Genomic DNA, 16,938 nt, shown 5'->3' with positions numbered 1-16,938 from the left:
TTTCTAAACTTACCAATAAATTAGGGCTTAAGTGCCACAAAACGTTTGCGTGATCGCTTGTTCGGATTTAGCTGGTTCAAACCAGTCCTTAAACTCAGTGCGTTCAGTGAAGGGGTCGGCAAGCATGCGTTGTAAGCGGTTGAAAATGGTTAAGTCACCGTCATTGGCTGCTGCTTGAATGGCTAATTCTATTAAGTGATTACGCGGGATATATGCCGGATTCACTTGGTGGAGATCGCTGCGGTCAGCATGTGCTTGCCAGTCATTAAACCAGATCTGCCATGAATCGCTATTTTCGAATAATTGTTGTGCGCGCTCAGGCGTGGCATCACCCAAGAAGCGAAACGCTTGGGTAAAGTCGACTTGCTGTGCTTGCATCAGGTTCAAATAGCGTTCGACAAGAGGTTTTGCGATGGTTGGGTCGTTCACGCCGATCTTACGGCTCATTTCTTTCCAATAATAGTCTTCGTAGGTGGTTTGAAATGTTTCAATCGTCGCGGTAGCTTGCGCGACCGCTTTGTCAGGATCGTCATCTATTAGCGGCAGTAATGTTTCTGCAAATCGAGCGATATTCCACAAGCCAATTGCAGGTTGGTTGTGGTAGGCATACCGACCGCGTTTATCAATGAAGCTAAATTTAGTTGCCGGATCATAGGCTTCCATGAACGCACATGGGCCGTAATCGATGGTTTCGCCGCTTAGTGTCATATTGTCGGTGTTCATCACGCCGTGGATAAAACCAAGGCTCATCCACTTGGCGATGAGTTGTGCTTGTTTGTTTTGCACGTGTTCAAGTAAATCTAAATAGAGTGTCGCAAAATCTTTTAGCGCTGGATAATGACGGTCAATCACGTAATCAGCAAAGCTTTTGAGTAAGTTGTAGTCTCTCAGATGCAGCACATACTGCGCAGTGCCAACTCGCAGGTGACTTTTGGCAACGCGTGTGAGAATGGCACCAGGTTGTGCCGTGTCGCGTTGCACCCACTCGCCGGTTGCTACTGCTGCCAATGCACGGGTCGTCGGTACGTTGAGCTTATGCATGGCTTCGCTCACTAAATATTCGCGGATGACCGGGCCCATCGGCGAGCGACCGTCACCACCGCGAGAATAAGGCGTTCGGCCTGATCCCTTAAGCTGAATATCGTAACGTTGCTGGTTATTGGCTATCACTTCAGTGAGCAGTAAGGCTCGGCCATCGCCAAGTTGTGGCACGAAATTAGCAAACTGATGACCGGCATAGGCCAGCGCCGCTGGAGTTGCCCATTCAGGTGTTTGATTACCGGAAAATATTTGCAAGCCCTTTTCTGTCGCCCATAACTCTTGCGGTATTTGCAACTGCTTCGCTAACTCTTCATTAAATGCGATCCATTGCGGCGCATGTACAGGGGTCGCTTTGCATGGTGCAAATAACTGTTCAGATAAATCTTGATAGCTGTGCTCAGGACGAAATGGCATGCCGTAAACCTTTATAGCGAGTTACTGCGTTCAGTTTAACATGGGGGAGAGGTGGGGTGCAGTCCTTGGTCTGCACCCCACTTATTCTGGGCGAAGATCGCCATGCAGGAACTTACATACAAATACGACTTTGCCGTATTTGTTGAACGACCATTTTATACAGGCTTGTATGGCTTCCATCACGTCATCGTATTCACCAAACACTTGGGTGCTTAGCGTATTGGTAAGAATATGCAGATTAGGATATTTCGCTAATTCATCGATAAATTCACGAATAGGGTCTTTGTAGTTTTCAGCTAATGGATATTTGCTAATATCAACTGTCAGTTTCATGTCGGATGTCCTCTTGTTTGGTTTCGTTAATTATAGAGAAATGAGGGGTGCAGGCCTAGGCCTGCACCCCTCCTCATACCACCTTGGTGATATTTGTTTGGTGTGCAAATACCCCTGATTTTCTTGTGGTTACATTTATTGATCGCAATCAATTTATTCCAGCAGTGACCTTATAAAATGTGCGGAAATTACTAAGGAGAGCTGTATGAAAAAGTCATTATTAGTTTGTAGTTTACTTGCGGCCGTGGCCGGTGCGCCTGCTTATGCAGATACCTTTAGCGTGAACGTTGGCGCAATCGGTGTGATGCCAAATGATAGTAGCTCAAACCTGCCAGTGGTGGAGTCCATTGCTGGATTTGAGAATGGAAGTACTGGGGTAACCGTTGATAACAACACCCAACTTGGTATCACCATTGACTACAAAATGACAGATAACTGGACGTTGGAATTAGTTGCAGCAACACCGTTTAGCCATGAAATTCATGGCACTGGTGTGCTTGCGGGAATGAAAATTGGTGAAACGAAGCACTTGCCACCAACGTTGTTAGCACAGTACCACTTTGATATCGGTTCTGACAATGTGAAGCCGTTCGTTGGTCTAGGTTTGAACTACACCACGTTCTTTGAAGACAAGGTATCAAACCAGTTGGTTTCTACTCTAGGTGCGTTGGGCGTTGCAACCGCTGATGACCACGTTGATCTCGCGTTGTCTGATAGCTTCGGTTATGCATTGCAAGCTGGCGTGAACTGGAAATTGACTGACAAGTGGGGCGTACACTTTATGGTATCGAAAATGGATATCGATACCGATGCAGACGTACGTTTGAATGGGACAACGATTGAAACTGTCGCTGTAGAAATTGATCCGACTGTCGCAATGGTTGGTGTGCGCTACACCTTCTAATTGCTCCCGAAAGAGTGACGAAAGAGGAGGGGTGCAGTCCAAGGACTGCACCCCTCTTTTTTATAGTTTTGCAGCGAGCTTTTCGCTGATCGCGCGAATGCGTTGACCGCCAATAAAAACTAAAAATCCGGCAATTGGCCACGCGATATAGAATGCGGTAAACCAACGGCCCCAGAAACCTGAATCAAATCCAGTATTAATCCAGGTGATTAAACAGGTCATCAACAATGCCATGTAGCAGCTCATTAGGGCTGGAAAAATCAACTTCTTCATCGCAGGTTACACCATAATTTAGTAACTACTTAAATAAAATCGATGCAGAGTTTATAAGATTTGTAGGTAAAGTCAAAGAGAAGAAGGAGAAGTGATCGGGAGGAGTCAACATGGCGTATAATTCAGGAACTCATAAACCACAAAAAGAGGTGCCCGTGGCCACAAAACTGACTCTTTTTTACGATGGTGGTTGCCCGCTGTGCGTGAAAGAAATGAAGCACTTAAAGGCGAAAGACAAACAGCGCAAGCTCAAATTTGAGAATATATGGGCAGTCGATTTCGCCGAGCGCTATCCGCACATTGAGGTGGCTGAAGCGAATCGCATTTTGCATGGACAAAAAGCCAACGGCGAAATGATTTATGGCTTGGATGTCACTCATGCTGCATGGTCAGCGGTAGGGCGAGGCTGGATGACAGCCACGTTACGTTGGCCCATCGTGAAATGGTTTGCAGACAAAGGTTATCTGTTCTTTGCCCGCAACCGCAATGGTATCTCGAAGCTAATTACGGGGCAGGAGCGCTGCCTGCAGTGCTCCCTCGACGAATAACCAATAACGAATAACGAATAACCAGCAACGCTCTTAAAGATGTTGATTTAGCCACTGCACCAACTGCGCCGGCCCCATCGCACCGGCTTGGCGTGCAACCTCTTGTCCGTTTTTAACCACCATCAATGTCGGAATGCTCCGAATCATAAAATGCTGAGCCAAGTGAGGCTCCGATTCGGTACTTACTTTTACGAAACGCGCCTTCTCAGCATACTGCTGCGCAACCTGTTCGAATATCGGCGCAAACTGCTTACACGGCCCGCACCAACTCGCCCAGAAGTCCACCACTAATGGTAAATCACTGTCGCGATGTACGCGAAACTCATCGGCGTTAACCGCAAATGCTTTCCCGGGAAATAACGAAGCCTTGCATACACCGCACTTAGCTTCGCTACGAGGCTTATCGGTAACAACACGATTTTTTTTATGACAGCTAGGGCATGCCACGATGATATTGTCAGCCATACGCGTCCTCTCTAAGAAAATTTAATACCGAGTATATGGGCTCTAACCTAAATTAATTCAAGGAAATAAAATGTAGTGGGTTTTAAAGGGGGAAATAAAGATAAGGATTCATTTGTTGATGCAATATTCGAACAATTAGAACGGCAGAACCTGAATTATCATTTGTAACGATACGATAAAAGACCGCATGGTGGTTATGGTTAAAACGTCGAACTCCTCAGCGGCGAGCGAAGAAAGTTTATAAGCCATGCTTTTGCTTCACTTGATTAGCTATATCGCGAAGTGACAAATCACTTACGCCACTAGCATCGCCGTCTGAAACAGCGTTTCGAAGCATATTAAGTTGGCGCTCTTGGGTTTCGAGTAAACGTAGCGCTGAGCGCACAACCTCGCTGGTGGAGCCATAACGACCTGACTCAATGAGCTCGTTCACGAATTCATCGAGTTGAGTACCAATGGTAATACTTGTTGTGCGAGCCATCGTTAATCCAAGAATGTGTATGAATAATTAACACAATAATAGTCTGTTATTTAAAAGAAGCAAATTCAAGACATAAAAAAGGAGCTCAACAGAGCTCCTCATTATCAAGCGATACTATCGGCGATTAAAGCGCAACGATGTTTTCAGCTTGTGGGCCTTTAGGGCCTTGAGTGATCGAGAATGATACACGTTGGCCTTCGGCTAAGGTTTTGAAACCGGTGCTAGCAATTGCGCTAAAGTGAGCAAATACGTCTGCGCCACCTTGTTGCTCAATAAAACCAAAACCTTTTGCTTCGTTAAACCATTTTACAACGCCAGTTACTGTAGTAGACATATTATTAATCCTGAAAATTTAAAAATTTAATTGCCGTGGCGAAAACCACTGACAACGTCATGCGGGGTAAAAAAAGGAAATTTAAAGCTGCAGGACGAAGAATAATGCTAGTAATACGAAGTAGAGGAGATTTAACTTGCTGTTTCTAACCAACGCGACGTACGCTACGCTGATTGTTCAACAAGTCAAACGTTATTTTAGTAACAGCTAAAAACAAGTGCCGATCGTGGTTTACCCACCTGAAGGTATACCACGGTCAAACTACTTAGTGACTTGCTTTTCGACCGCCGTCGCGCCGCTTGAAACGGTTTGAAGGCTTGTTATTTCCATTGCTAGCTTGTGATTTCCGCGGCGGTCGCGGTGCACGTTGGCCTTGCTTCGGTGCTGGAGTTTTACCAGTTAATTGCACCTCAGCAAAGCCTTCTAAAGTGTGACGTTCAATTGGCTGACCAATGAGCTTTTCAATCGCTTTGAGGGTTTTAAACTCTTCGTCCATGACCAATGAAATGGCGTGCCCAACTTGTCCAGCGCGACCGGTACGGCCAATTCGATGCACGTAATCTTCAGCAACTTGTGGCAAATCAAAGTTGATGACATACGGTAATTTTTCGATATCGAGACCACGAGCGGCAATATCAGTAGCGACGAGCACGTTAACTTTGCCCGATTTAAAATCGGCTAATGCTTTAGTTCGAGCGCCTTGGCTCTTGTTGCCGTGAATCGCGGCAGCTAAAAAGCCGTCTTGATCAAGCTGCTTCACCAAGCGGTTCGCACCATGTTTGGTACGCGAGAACACGATAACTTGCGGTAGATTCAAATTACGCAGAATTTGCATGAGCATGCGAGGTTTTTTGCTTTTCTCAGCGGCATACATGATCTGGTCAATGCGCTCAGCAGTCGAGTTAGGCGGCGCAACGGAGATTTCGACTGGGTTTTTCACCAACGTTTTCGCCAACGTGCGAATGTCGTCCGAAAATGTCGCCGAGAACATCAGCGTTTGGCGTTTGGCTGGTAGTAACTTAATGATTTTCTTAATGTCGTGAATAAACCCCATGTCGAGCATGCGATCAGCTTCATCAAGCACTAACACTTCTAACTTCGGAAATCGGATCGCATTTTGCTGATAGAGATCGAGAAGACGGCCTGGCGTTGCGACTAAAATATCGACACCTTTGCGCAACTTCATCATTTGTGGATTAATTTTTACACCACCAAACACCACGGCATAGTTGAGTGGTAAACCGCGTCCATAGGTTGCGACACTTTCACCAACTTGCGCAGCAAGTTCACGTGTTGGCGTTAAAATGAGTACGCGCGCGGTATTTGCTTTGGCGCGCTCATTGCCCTTGAGCATTTCTAAAATCGGCAGGGTGAATCCTGCAGTTTTGCCGGTACCGGTTTGGGCTGCCGCCATCACATCGTGGCCAGCAAGTACCGCTGGTATTGCCTGCGCTTGAATGGGGGTTGGTTCGGTATAACCTTGGCGGGTTAGGGCGTCGAGAATTTCAGGGCAAAGTCCGAGTTCAGAAAAAGTCATGTATAAATGTGCAACTCAATTGTGATTAGAGCCGCTATTCTAACCTATACCGGCGATTGGTGCAGTCTATTTAGATTCCGAAGGAGTAACCAGCAATTTTGCGTTCAATCACCTAATTCCGTATAATCCGCGCCTTCTTACATTGGGTAAGAGCAAGCACGGAGAGTTGTTGGTTTGTTTAACCTTACGCCACCCTAGCGTTCATAATTTCTTCTAACGTTGCGTTTATACTCTGACTACCAGAGCCGAAAACGCGGCGCATTTCTGTATTTCTATTGTTTGAATTTTAACGAAAAAGTGAAACTTAACTTATGTTCAAAACCATTCAGAACCAGTGGTTTTCGAATATCCGTGGCGATTTGCTCGCGGGTATTGTCGTAGCTCTAGCGCTTATTCCTGAGGCCATTGCTTTCTCAATTATCGCCGGTGTTGATCCGAAAATAGGGCTGTATGCCTCTTTCTGTATTGCCGTGATCATTGCATTCACTGGTGGGCGACCGGGTATGATTTCGGCAGCAACCGGCGCGATGGCGTTGCTGATGGTGACCTTGGTGCGCGAGCACGGGCTCGAGTATTTGTTAGCGGCCACGCTATTGACCGGCGTACTACAAATCGGCGCTGGGTACTTAAAGCTCGGATCGTTAATGCGCTTTGTGTCGCGCTCAGTAGTAACCGGTTTTGTGAATGCATTGGCGATATTGATATTCATGGCGCAGTTACCTGAGCTGACCAATGTGACTTGGCATGTGTACGCCATGACGGCAGCTGGTTTAGGGATTATTTATTTATTCCCGTACGTTCCAGTTATCGGCAAGCTCTTACCGTCGCCATTGGTGTGTATTATTTCTTTAACGATTGTGGCGATTTTCTGGAACATTGATATTCGTACTGTGGGTGACATGGGGCAATTACCAGATACCTTACCGATTTTCTTATGGCCGGATGTGCCGCTTAACTTCGAAACCTTAGCTATTATCTTCCCGTATTCTGCTGGCTTGGCTGTGGTTGGTTTGCTTGAGTCACTGATGACGGCAACGATTGTTGATGACCTGACGGATACGACGAGTGACAAGAATCGTGAATGTAAAGGTCAAGGTATTGCGAATATCGGTGCTGGTTTGATGGGCGGTATGGCTGGTTGCGCGATGATTGGGCAGTCGGTGATTAACGTGAAATCAGGTGGTCGTACACGCTTATCAACCTTAACGGCCGGTATTTTTTTGATGGTTCTTATTTTGGTTCTTGATGAGTGGCTGAAACAGATCCCAATGGCAGCGCTGGTTGCTGTGATGATTATGGTATCCATTGGCACCTTTAGTTGGGATTCCATTCGTAACCTGAAAAAGCATCCGTTATCAACCAATATCGTGATGGTGACCACGGTTGTTGTCGTTGTTGCCACGCATAACCTAGCAATCGGCGTTGGGGTTGGCGTGTTGCTTGCCGCCATGTTCTTTGCGAACAAAATTGGCCACTTTATGAGTGTGACATCAACGATTGATGAATCCGGAAGCGAACGACGTTATCAGGTGATCGGCCAGGTGTTTTTCTCTTCTGCCGATAAGTTTGTTGACTCGTTTGACTTTAAAGAAGCGCTCGATAAGGTCATTATTGATCTTACTAAAGCACATTTCTGGGACATTACCGCGGTAGGAGCACTTGATAAAGTGGTGATTAAGTTCCACCGTGAGGGCGCAGAAGTGGAAGTGCGCGGCTTAAATGAAGCGAGTGCTACGATTGTTGACCGCTTTGGTGTTCATGATAAACCCGACGCTGCCGACAGTATTATGGGCGGCCATTAGAATAATAAGGGGAAATTATGTCTTATGTAATTAGCTGTATCGATGGTGCATCGCGCAACACTGCGGTGTGCGATTACTCCGCATGGGCCGCGAAGCAATTGTCGGCGCCGGTGATGTTATTGCATGTTTTAGATGAATTAAAAACGCAAACTGAGAGTGAGCTTTCTGGAAATATTGGTTTAGGTACGCGCGAACATTTGCTTGAACAACTTGCTGAACTTGACGTTAAGCGTGCAAAAGTAGCGTTGGAACATGGTCATGTGCTGTTGCAACTCGCCGACGAAAAACTGAAAAAGCTTGGCGTGAGTGAGGTAACTCAACGTCAGCGGCACGGCGAACTTGCCGAAAACCTATTAGCGCTTGAAGGCGATGTACGTCTTGCGGTGCTAGGCCTCCATGGGGAAGCATCTGCAAACCAATTGCATCAAGTAGGAAGCCAGCTGGAAACCGTAATTCGCACCGTCCATCGACCGTTATTACTGACTCCAGATACGTTCAGTGAACCGCGCTCAGCAATGTTAGCCTTCGACGGTAGCAAAACTACTGAAAAAGGCGTCGAAATGTTGGCGAAAAGCCCGTTGTTTAAAGGCATGCCGATACATGTGGTGATGGTTGACGCCGACACTGCGAACAATTGGGAAAAGCTCAATTGGGCTGAGAAAGTGTTAAGCGACGGCGGTCACGAAGTTAGTGTGGCGCTTCGTGCAGGTGATGTAGAAGCCACCTTGCACCAGTATCAATCTGAACACGACATTGACCTCATGGTAATGGGGGCATTTGGCCATTCACGCATTCGCCAATTTTTGGTTGGCAGCACCACCATGGCGATGCTAAAAGCAAGCCGCACCCCAACCCTAGTACTGCGATAAAGGAGAGGTGCAGTCCTTGGACTGCACCTCACTTAGTGAGTGATCCCTTCGCAATCTCAGCACGTTTTAAAACTTAGATATTTCTTTTAACGTGCACTTCATGAATCTTCAAGTTGTCTGGTTTAAACGCGATTTACGAACAATTGATAACCAAGCATTGGCTGCAGCAAGCAAGGCTGGGCCTGTGCTGTGCGTTTACGTACTTGAGTCCGAATACTGGCAGTTGCCGGATACCAGCAATCGACAATGGCAGTTTGTGCGTGAATCACTAGTTGATTTACAGGAGCAACTCCATAAGCTTGGCGGTGCCTTGTGGATAACGCAGGGCGATGTGGTTGAAACGCTGACAAGATTAAAGCATCGGTTTGGAGCATTCACGTTACATAGCCATGAAGAACAAGGTAATGCTTGGACGTTTGCACGGGATAGGGCGGTAAAACGTTGGTGCGTAGCAAACCAAGTTAGATGGCATGAATATGCTCAGTTTGGCGTTGTACGCCCGGTAAAACAACGGGAAGGGCAGTTTCATGAACACTGGTTTACTTACATGTCGGAGCCACAGGCTGAGTTGCCTCGTGAAATCAATTTCGTCACCTTCGAAGTGCCATCAATCTACTTACCTTTCGATGTCACACAAGATGAATACCCCTGTTTAAAGCGCCAGAGCGGTGGTCGTACTCAGGCATTGGCCACTTTAACGAGCTTTTTGACTCGCCGTAGTGAGCGCTATCGAGGTTCAATTAGTTCGCCGTTGACCGCGCCGGCAGCATGTTCTCGCTTAAGCCCTTACTTGGCGTATGGCTGTATTAGCCTCAAAGAGTTGGTCCAACAAACCAATGTCGCGCAAGAGCGCACCGTCAATAGCTACTGGCGAAGAAGTTTAAATGATTTTGCGAAACGACTGTGGTGGCATTGTTATTTCATGCAGCGTTTTGAAAGCCATTGTTATATGGAAAACCGACCGCTAGTGCCGCAAATGGCGCAACTTGAACCAGAATTCGATGCCATAAAGTTTGACGCATGGAAACACGGGCGCACTGGTTGGCCCATGGTTGATGCGTGTATGCGCTACTTGCATCACCATGGCTGGATTAATTTTCGGATGCGCGCGATGTTGGTTTCGGCTGCGACGTACTCACTCGGGTTACCATGGCAGCCTGTTGCACAATGGTTAGCGAAGTTATTTGTTGATTACGAGCCAGGTATTCATTACCCACAAGTTCAAATGCAAAGCGGACAAGCCAGTAATTCGATACTGCGAATATACAACCCGGTGCATCAAGCGCAGCGATTGGATCCCGATGGTCTTTTTGTAAAGCGTTGGATACCTGAATTGCAGCATATTGAAGGGGCTTGGCTATTTGAACCATGGCAAATGCCGAATAATTTAAGACGTCAAGCTGGCTGGAATGAGCAATACTTTTATCCAACGCCGTTGGTGGATTTTGAACAATCTCACCGCCAAATCAAAGCCGCCATTGCTGAACTTCGCCAGCGCTATAACTTACATCCCGCCGACCGCAACAAAGAGCGCCGCCGGCTACCAGCATCACGCAAAAAACACCGTACAAAGTCGCAATTGGCTGACAACCAATTAAGTTTGTTTTAAATCGACTATTCGCGAATACTCAGAAACAAGATGGTCCTTGTTTCCGAAGTAAATTAGACGATTTTTTAACTTGGTGCTACATTGTACATAATTTGTAACACATGCGGTGATTGATATGAGCGATGCAACATTTACGTTCCGAGTTAACGATGAGTTGAAAAGTGAATTTTCAAAAGCAGCGCGTTCACGCGATCGAAGCAGTGCACAGTTGTTGCGTGACTTCATGCGTGAATATGTGCACCAACAGCAGCGATTGGCTGAACACGAAAGCTGGTTTAAGGAGCAAGTAAATCAAGGGCTTGATTCTGCTAACGCTGGGGATTTGGTGCCAGCGAATGACGTTGAGGCTAAGTTTTCGGCACGCAGAGCGTTAACTCAGCGTAACACCGATAAGTAGCGATGATAGTGCAATGGACTCCTGAAGCCATTCAGGACCGTGAACAAATTTATGATTTTATCGAAGGTAACAACCCATTAGCTGCGCCTCAATTAGATAACCTAATTTCCTCAAGCGTTGCAAATTTATCTGAATATCCAGAAATGGGTCGTGAAGGACGAGTTCTCGGAACTCGAGAGTTTGTTGTACATGCAAATTACGTCATCGTGTACGATGTCCGTGATAACGCTATACGAATATTGCGGATTTTACATTCAGCAATGAAATGGCCGGGATAGACTTAGTACCAAGAGCTTTGAAACTTTAAGAAGATGGTGCGTCCGAGTAGACTCGAACTACCGACCCCTACCATGTCAAGGTAGTCTGGGGTAATTTTTATCTTTACACCTTAATGTACATTGCTTTACAACCCTTGCTACATAAGGGGTTCAGCTATCCATCACCTCAGCGTCGCTTAAAATCCATTAAGGTAAATTAGCATGGACACCGCCAACTTGGTCACATGGTCTTGGCATGAAATCATGCTATTTTGAGCGGCAAAAAAGCATGATTTCATGCTATTTGGGATTTTGGTGTGTGCATAGATATGCATTGTAGTGAGTTTTTAGAGGGCGTTTGGTTCGTTGTGAAGTGCTATAATTAGCGCAAGCCTAAGCGATGATAAGGAGGATTTTGTCATGTTTAGTTGGTTGCTAAAACCGAGGACAACTTATAATTCGAACCTGTCAGAATTCGTGCGAAATGCAAAATCGCGCGAGAAGAAGCGTGTGTATGCTCGGGTAATTGATAAAGCAATTGAGGCACAGAACGAAGTCATTGAACGCCAAAAGGCAACGTCATAGAGCTTCACGAAGTGAATTTAATGAAAACGGAGGCGATTGTGCCTCCGTTTTTTATTAGGCGGCCTGTGCCGAACTTACGAGTTGTCCGGGCGCTGGAAACGACACGCCTTGTCGCAGAATATCGGCGGCGGGCGATCCAAGGTTTTCATAATCCAAACTTAAACACTTATTCAAAGCGTCAATCTGTGCTGCGGTGAACACATAGGGCGTTACCGTTTTAGCAATGTGTGCGCGTCGTTGTTCTGGCAGCGTAAAGGATACATTCGATGGATGCGGATTCAATTCACCTGATTTCACATGGGTATAAATATCGTCGGTGATTTCCCACGCGTCCCATTGCTCACAAATAATATCGGGGTTAAGGCCCGCCAGTTCGTGAGAGTAGGTGGCATCAAACTCAAATCGATAATGCTTGGTGCCGTTTAACGATGTCTTGATGATGTCTGGCTCCATGTAAAACTTGTACCAAATATCCAAACAAACATCACTATCTTGGCAAGCTTGAGGAATAAGCTGCATGCCAGGGCCAAGAGCTGCAAGCGCAGTTAGATACAACCGGTAGCCATAACCCTTTTTCTCGGCGGCAGTGGCTAAGGTTTCGACTTGTGCGTATTTATCGTCGCGTAGCTCGAACTGAAGGGCACCTAAAATTTGCTGGTGGTTGTCGACCAATGCAATCAGTTGATGCTGCATATCAAACAGGCATTCGGTATGTTCAGCATGCGCAAACGCTTTATCGAAAACGGTTTTTGAGTGGTGCATCGTTGTGGCTCCTTGTTGGTTGAAATAACTAATGCGTAACCACGCTAGCATGTTTCGAATTTGGCGCTACTGATTGGCAGAGCATGAAAATAGGGTGCTTCAGGGCTTTTAATCAAATGGGTTATGTGAGTCAAATGAGCTGAATGAGTCGTTATGGATACTACTGTTAAAGATATCGTCACCGCTCATACTGCCGGTGAATATGTCGTCATCGAACACTGAATGAATATTTGCTGGATTTAACGGCGAGAGCAGATTAGTTGGGTCGAGTAATTTGTCGTGCAGCATTGAGTGGTGACATGAGTAGTGACTTGAGAAGTGAAAAGTACGGTGGTTTGCCCAACAAAACTGGCAACGGTGCGATGTTGGCTCATCATCGCTATCGTGTAAACCTCGCAGCTCAGCGCTTAAGGGGCGTGTGTTCGTATCTTTAATCTGCTCACTAAATTTTTTGATAGGCTCAGGAGCCAGTAAGTCTGGTGAGCGTTTTGCAGCAACGTCGCCCTTACCAAGTAGATAGCCAATAACCATGACAGCAAACGCCACCGAGATGATAATTCCCATGTGATTTCTCCATTTGAAACTCAGTTAATTTAGTCTTAAAAATGATGCTATGGTTAACATGAGTAACATATTTTGAAATTGACGCTACAATCTTGCAGAAGGTAGGTTGAGGGATTTAAATGAACACTGAATCAACGGAAGAAAACGCAAGTGCATACTGCAAAAGATAACCATATGATTGTCTTACAGGACAACAGAGAGGGCTCTATGACAACAACCCAAGCAATTATTATGACAATCACACCAGTATTATTTGTAGCCATTGGTTTGGCAATGATTTATTGGCCTAAGAAAGATAAATAGGCTAGTAAATTTTCAATTTGAAAGGTTGCATATAGGGTGGGGGGATTTGAATAAGCGCCCATTTAGGCGCCTATTCGGTGATTAATAGTTTGACGGGCTATTAATCGAAACGTTCTTAATCCGTACTTGGTTATTCTTACTGGAAATCGACTCAAATGCAAGGAAACATCTGAAGGGATATTCATGTTAGCGATTTACACAGCAATACAAGAGAAACTCAGGGCTATTTAGAAATGTTGCGGATATTGCTGTTAGTCAGCTATGAGCGAAAAACGGACCTTGCCGCAGGCATTTAAGGAAGCAAATTTATTCCAAATTGTTTCAGCAATAACGAAAACAGCCAAAAACAAATTATCGTTACTATTGAGCTGATGAGTAACGATACCCAAAAACTGTAGCGTTGCATCAGCGTGGGGAAAATAAAAAACATTGGTAACGTCGGAAGAACATACCAAAAGGTGTACCAAGCATGATTGGCTATTTTCTCTGACGGCTGCTTTTCAACATATAACCAAATCATGGTTAAAATGGTGACTGTCGGTAATGCCACTATCAGTGCGCCTAGTTTATCACTTCGTTTTGCTAGCTCTGATGCAGCTACGATAACCATTGCGGTGATCAAATACTTAGTTATTAGCCAACCCATATAATACCCTTAAATCTAAAAACCGATTGCCTATCGGTTTTTGTTGTGACAATATAGCCAGCGAATTAAATAGAGTAAAGTGTTATGCAATTAGGTGAACTAGAAAAGTTAGTGCTTCAACATTTCTGGAATGTCAAAGAGGCGGATGCAAAGCAAGTACATAAAGTACTGGGGCTTGCGCGTGGTAATTCCTTAAATACCATTCAAAGTACGCTTGATAGGTTATTTAAAAAAGAATTACTTAAGCGCACTAAACAAGGCCATGCGTATTGTTATTCAGCCAGAGTAGATCGTGAAGGTTTAATTGCTCAGCTTATTTCAAATGTGACCAGTGACTTTGTTGAAGATGGTGAAAACAGCTTAATAGCCGCTTTTAGTTCCGCTTCAGCACAACTTAATGACGCACAACTCGATACATTAGAAAAAATGATCGAAAAACAACGCCAGTTAAGAAAGGAACAGGCTTAATTATGTTGGTTGGAGAGTTGGCAATCGCACTAAACTTGCTCAGTGTTGCAGTGCTTGCATTTGTGATCGGTATTGCAAGTGTCGCTGTCATATCTCGTTTTGTGTTGTTCAGGCTCAATCAAGTCAGTTTTAATAGTCAAAAATTTATAATGTGCTCTCTTGTTAGTGCGCCTTGGTGGATAGCACTTTCTTGCATCGGTTACTTTATGCCCTACTCGATAGGGCTTGATAAAATTTTTAAAATAAGCTGGTTCGAAGATTTTGCCCATTGGCACCATATCGATATTTTCAGCTTTTCAAGTTGGCACGCGTTAACATTGCTTTTGGCATTGATCTATTTAGCATGGCGCGTAGCAAAGACTATCTTAGCTAGGACCAAACAATCTATCGCATTATCGAGTTTGCTAAGCTTTACTGACGCACAAGATGTTAAGACGACTAATGGCAATCAATATTTCTTGATGCCTGTTAAAGTACCTGTTGCTTTTACTACAGGCTTTATATCGCCCAAGATCTACGTATCAACCGGACTACAAACCCAAGTTAGCGATGAACAACTTAATATCATCGTTAATCATGAGCTTGCCCATGTAACGGCAAGAGATCCGTTATTTAAAGTGCTCTTCACGGCACTAGCCAGCTTCTATCCATCTCGTATAAAACAAACCCTAATTGAGCAATATGTCTTAATGACGGAAAAGATAGCCGATAATGAGGTCACTAAAGAATACGACCACCTTGACGTCGCACAGACATTGATTGATGTCGCTAGGCTTCAAAAGGCACTTCCTACGGATTACGATCAGGCTCCTGTTAGCTACTTCGGACATGATCACACCAGTCTTCGTGTTGAGCGGTTATTAAATCCAATTAATAAACCATCACTTACCACTATCTTCATTACTCTAGCATTATTGGTAACTATGCCTGTATTTGCTGCATCCACGGTCGATAGTTTCCATCACTTTATCGAAACTTTTTTCATCCATTAATTAAGGATATGGAATGAGATTTAACCCATATAAAAACAAGCGTAATAGCAACGAAAAAAAACCGATTAGCTATCGGTTTTTGGCTGTTGGTATAGCTGTAACAACGGGAGTTGGTTTAGCAATACCAACACCCTCTTTGGCTAATTCGCAGTCCCAGCAGCAAATACAGTCATCACATCAGATTATTAATCTGAGCAAGGCTGTGACCATGACTCTAGAAAGTCATCCCGAACTGAAAGCCTTGGTAGCTGAAGAAGCTGTGTGGCAAGGCAATATCGAGCAAGCTGCCATTGGAGAACGCCCTCAAATAGGTTTAATGATTGAGGATGCGTTAGGGACAGGTGAGCATAGTGCATTAAAAAGTATGCAATCGACACTCACTTACTCTTGGCTACTTCAACAAGATCAAATTGATGGCAGAGTTAATGCGGCAAAAAGCCAAGCAAGTGCAGTAATAGTAGAGCAAAAAATAAAAGCACTCGATCTTTCTGCGATTGTTGCAAAGCAGTTTGTTGAAATCTTGATAAAGCAAGAGCGCTTGAAATTAAATCAATTAGCAGTTTCTCAGGCACAGGAAGTGGTTGACGCGATTGCCAAAAGAGTAAAAGCGGGTAAAAGTTCCAATGTTGAAATGCGCTTGGCTCAAGCCGAGCTGGTTCGAAGAAATCTCGCTGTAGAAGATTTAGAGCACGAATTAAAAGCCAGTCATTATCAACTGTCATCTTTATGGGGCAAGCCTCAGGCTGAGCTTAAATTAACGGGGAATTTAATGCTTAAGCCGGAAATTCCCTCGGTAGAAAGCCAGCTAATCAAGCTTAAGCAAATCCCACAAATACAGCAGTTTGTTAATGAACAACGTATCGCTCAGTCTCAAATGGAGCTTGCACGCATTGAAGCAAAACCTCAGTGGCAACTCACTGCGGGATTGAGACGATATGAAGCGACAGATGACTTTGGTTTAGTGGCGGGTATCTCTATTCCTTGGGGGAATGCCAATAGAAATGCAGGAACAATAGCGGCCTTACGCGCAAAACAAGATGTACTGGCAACTCAGCAACAAGCCTTAATGCAGAAACTTGATGCACAGCTATATGTACTATTGCAAGAAATGGCGCATTCCCACCATGTCATTGAAACGATTCAAGCTGAAATTATTCCCGTACTAGAAACCGCATTGACTGAAGCAAGTCAGGCATTTGATATCGGCAAGCTTAGCTACAACCAGTGGAGTGATAACCGTAGAGAGCTACTTAGCGCCCAAAATCAGTTACTTGATGCCTATCAATCTTTGCACTTACAACATATTGAAATTCAACGTCTAACTGGCGTGTCCGTTAGTGATAGCGAGTAGAAC

21 protein-coding genes and 1 pseudogene are annotated in these 16,938 nt (G+C 45.0%); 11 read left to right on the top strand and 11 right to left on the bottom strand.

Going from position 1 to position 16,938, the window contains the following annotated elements; genetic code table 11:
* Positions 1 to 27 precede the first annotated feature (27 nt).
* Together CWI82_RS06975 and CWI82_RS06970 are read right to left on the bottom strand one after the other, a co-directional pair.
* Entirely contained in the window at positions 28 to 1,455 is a 1,428-nt protein-coding gene (locus tag CWI82_RS06975; protein WP_130203012.1) for a protein adenylyltransferase SelO, read from the bottom strand.
* Positions 1,456 to 1,536: 81 nt separating this feature from the next.
* The gene (locus CWI82_RS06970; RefSeq protein WP_130203011.1) at positions 1,537 to 1,788 is read right to left on the bottom strand and encodes a hypothetical protein; all 252 of its coding nucleotides are present in this window, start codon (positions 1,786 to 1,788) and stop codon (positions 1,537 to 1,539) included.
* 205 nt (positions 1,789 to 1,993) lie between these two features.
* On the opposite strand from CWI82_RS06970, the gene CWI82_RS06965 reads away from it, so the two are divergent.
* Positions 1,994 to 2,692: an OmpW/AlkL family protein gene (locus CWI82_RS06965; RefSeq protein WP_092854645.1), complete on the top strand. Its 699-nt coding sequence runs from the start codon at positions 1,994 to 1,996 to the stop codon at positions 2,690 to 2,692.
* Between the two features lie 60 nt (positions 2,693 to 2,752).
* Here the strand turns inward: CWI82_RS06965 and CWI82_RS06960 are convergent, their stop codons facing one another.
* Positions 2,753 to 2,965, bottom strand: a complete 213-nt coding sequence (locus tag CWI82_RS06960) for a DUF2798 domain-containing protein (RefSeq protein ID WP_092854647.1) — start codon at positions 2,963 to 2,965, stop codon at positions 2,753 to 2,755.
* Between the two features lie 110 nt (positions 2,966 to 3,075).
* Between CWI82_RS06960 and CWI82_RS06955 the strand changes: the two genes are divergently transcribed.
* Positions 3,076 to 3,513 (top strand): thiol-disulfide oxidoreductase DCC family protein, encoded by a 438-nt coding sequence (locus CWI82_RS06955; RefSeq protein ID WP_092854649.1) that lies wholly within the window; start codon positions 3,076 to 3,078, stop codon positions 3,511 to 3,513.
* A 33-nt stretch (positions 3,514 to 3,546) separates the two neighbouring features.
* Here CWI82_RS06955 and trxC read toward each other — a convergent pair whose 3' ends face one another.
* From trxC to CWI82_RS06930, 5 genes and pseudogenes are all read right to left on the bottom strand, one after another.
* Positions 3,547 to 3,978 carry a thioredoxin TrxC gene (trxC, locus tag CWI82_RS06950; RefSeq protein WP_092854651.1) on the bottom strand — a complete coding sequence of 144 codons (432 nt, stop codon included), beginning with the start codon at positions 3,976 to 3,978 and terminating at the stop codon, positions 3,547 to 3,549.
* An 82-nt stretch (positions 3,979 to 4,060) separates the two neighbouring features.
* A pseudogene (locus CWI82_RS11570) lies at positions 4,061 to 4,183 on the bottom strand (hypothetical protein); the annotation flags it as partial.
* A 33-nt stretch (positions 4,184 to 4,216) separates the two neighbouring features.
* Positions 4,217 to 4,459 (bottom strand): type II toxin-antitoxin system ParD family antitoxin, encoded by a 243-nt coding sequence (locus CWI82_RS06940; protein ID WP_092854653.1) that lies wholly within the window; start codon positions 4,457 to 4,459, stop codon positions 4,217 to 4,219.
* Between the two features lie 124 nt (positions 4,460 to 4,583).
* Positions 4,584 to 4,793, bottom strand: a complete 210-nt coding sequence (locus tag CWI82_RS06935; RefSeq protein ID WP_130203010.1) for a cold-shock protein — start codon at positions 4,791 to 4,793, stop codon at positions 4,584 to 4,586.
* Between the two features lie 265 nt (positions 4,794 to 5,058).
* Positions 5,059 to 6,330 carry a DEAD/DEAH box helicase gene (locus CWI82_RS06930; RefSeq protein ID WP_233340207.1) on the bottom strand — a complete coding sequence of 424 codons (1,272 nt, stop codon included), beginning with the start codon at positions 6,328 to 6,330 and terminating at the stop codon, positions 5,059 to 5,061.
* Positions 6,331 to 6,641: 311 nt separating this feature from the next.
* Here CWI82_RS06930 and CWI82_RS06925 point away from each other — a divergent pair, with 311 nt between their 5' ends.
* From CWI82_RS06925 to CWI82_RS11430, 6 genes are all read left to right on the top strand, one after another.
* A complete protein-coding gene (locus CWI82_RS06925) occupies positions 6,642 to 8,132 on the top strand; it encodes a SulP family inorganic anion transporter (protein ID WP_130203009.1) in 1,491 nt (496 codons plus the stop codon).
* Positions 8,133 to 8,149: 17 nt separating this feature from the next.
* Positions 8,150 to 9,001 carry a universal stress protein gene (locus tag CWI82_RS06920; protein ID WP_130203008.1) on the top strand — a complete coding sequence of 284 codons (852 nt, stop codon included), beginning with the start codon at positions 8,150 to 8,152 and terminating at the stop codon, positions 8,999 to 9,001.
* Positions 9,002 to 9,101: 100 nt separating this feature from the next.
* Complete coding sequence (locus tag CWI82_RS06915) at positions 9,102 to 10,610, top strand: FAD-binding domain-containing protein (RefSeq protein WP_130203007.1); 1,509 nt, start codon at positions 9,102 to 9,104, stop codon at positions 10,608 to 10,610.
* A gap of 115 nt (positions 10,611 to 10,725) precedes the next feature.
* Positions 10,726 to 11,007 carry a CopG family ribbon-helix-helix protein gene (locus CWI82_RS06910; protein WP_092854663.1) on the top strand — a complete coding sequence of 94 codons (282 nt, stop codon included), beginning with the start codon at positions 10,726 to 10,728 and terminating at the stop codon, positions 11,005 to 11,007.
* A 2-nt stretch (positions 11,008 to 11,009) separates the two neighbouring features.
* Positions 11,010 to 11,285, top strand: coding sequence for a type II toxin-antitoxin system RelE/ParE family toxin (locus CWI82_RS06905; RefSeq protein WP_092854666.1), 276 nt, complete (start codon positions 11,010 to 11,012; stop codon positions 11,283 to 11,285).
* Positions 11,286 to 11,684: 399 nt separating this feature from the next.
* Positions 11,685 to 11,849 (top strand): hypothetical protein, encoded by a 165-nt coding sequence (locus tag CWI82_RS11430; protein ID WP_165383892.1) that lies wholly within the window; start codon positions 11,685 to 11,687, stop codon positions 11,847 to 11,849.
* Between the two features lie 54 nt (positions 11,850 to 11,903).
* Here CWI82_RS11430 and CWI82_RS06900 read toward each other — a convergent pair whose 3' ends face one another.
* The 3 genes from CWI82_RS06900 to CWI82_RS06890 all read right to left on the bottom strand — a co-directional run bounded on the left by CWI82_RS06900 (position 11,904) and on the right by CWI82_RS06890 (position 14,124).
* The gene (locus CWI82_RS06900) at positions 11,904 to 12,611 is read right to left on the bottom strand and encodes a hypothetical protein (RefSeq protein WP_130203006.1); all 708 of its coding nucleotides are present in this window, start codon (positions 12,609 to 12,611) and stop codon (positions 11,904 to 11,906) included.
* 108 nt (positions 12,612 to 12,719) lie between these two features.
* Positions 12,720 to 13,175, bottom strand: coding sequence for a hypothetical protein (locus CWI82_RS06895; RefSeq protein WP_130203005.1), 456 nt, complete (start codon positions 13,173 to 13,175; stop codon positions 12,720 to 12,722).
* Between the two features lie 595 nt (positions 13,176 to 13,770).
* The gene (locus CWI82_RS06890; protein ID WP_130203004.1) at positions 13,771 to 14,124 is read right to left on the bottom strand and encodes a DUF3147 family protein; all 354 of its coding nucleotides are present in this window, start codon (positions 14,122 to 14,124) and stop codon (positions 13,771 to 13,773) included.
* 84 nt (positions 14,125 to 14,208) lie between these two features.
* On the opposite strand from CWI82_RS06890, the gene CWI82_RS06885 reads away from it, so the two are divergent.
* From CWI82_RS06885 to CWI82_RS06875, 3 genes are read left to right on the top strand one after another with little or no spacing between them, the layout of a single operon-like run.
* Positions 14,209 to 14,592, top strand: coding sequence for a BlaI/MecI/CopY family transcriptional regulator (locus tag CWI82_RS06885; RefSeq protein WP_064663795.1), 384 nt, complete (start codon positions 14,209 to 14,211; stop codon positions 14,590 to 14,592).
* 2 nt (positions 14,593 to 14,594) lie between these two features.
* Positions 14,595 to 15,584 (top strand): M56 family metallopeptidase, encoded by a 990-nt coding sequence (locus CWI82_RS06880; protein WP_130203003.1) that lies wholly within the window; start codon positions 14,595 to 14,597, stop codon positions 15,582 to 15,584.
* A gap of 13 nt (positions 15,585 to 15,597) precedes the next feature.
* Positions 15,598 to 16,935 (top strand): TolC family protein, encoded by a 1,338-nt coding sequence (locus CWI82_RS06875; RefSeq protein ID WP_199286244.1) that lies wholly within the window; start codon positions 15,598 to 15,600, stop codon positions 16,933 to 16,935.
* Positions 16,936 to 16,938: the final 3 nt, after the last annotated feature.

Origin of the sequence: Pseudidiomarina tainanensis (genome assembly GCF_004214835.1) — a bacterium.
Lineage (GTDB): Bacteria > Pseudomonadota > Gammaproteobacteria > Enterobacterales > Alteromonadaceae > Pseudidiomarina > Pseudidiomarina tainanensis.
The sequence above is the reverse complement of the archived record's forward strand: the minus strand, read 5'-3'. Positions and strand labels throughout refer to the sequence as shown.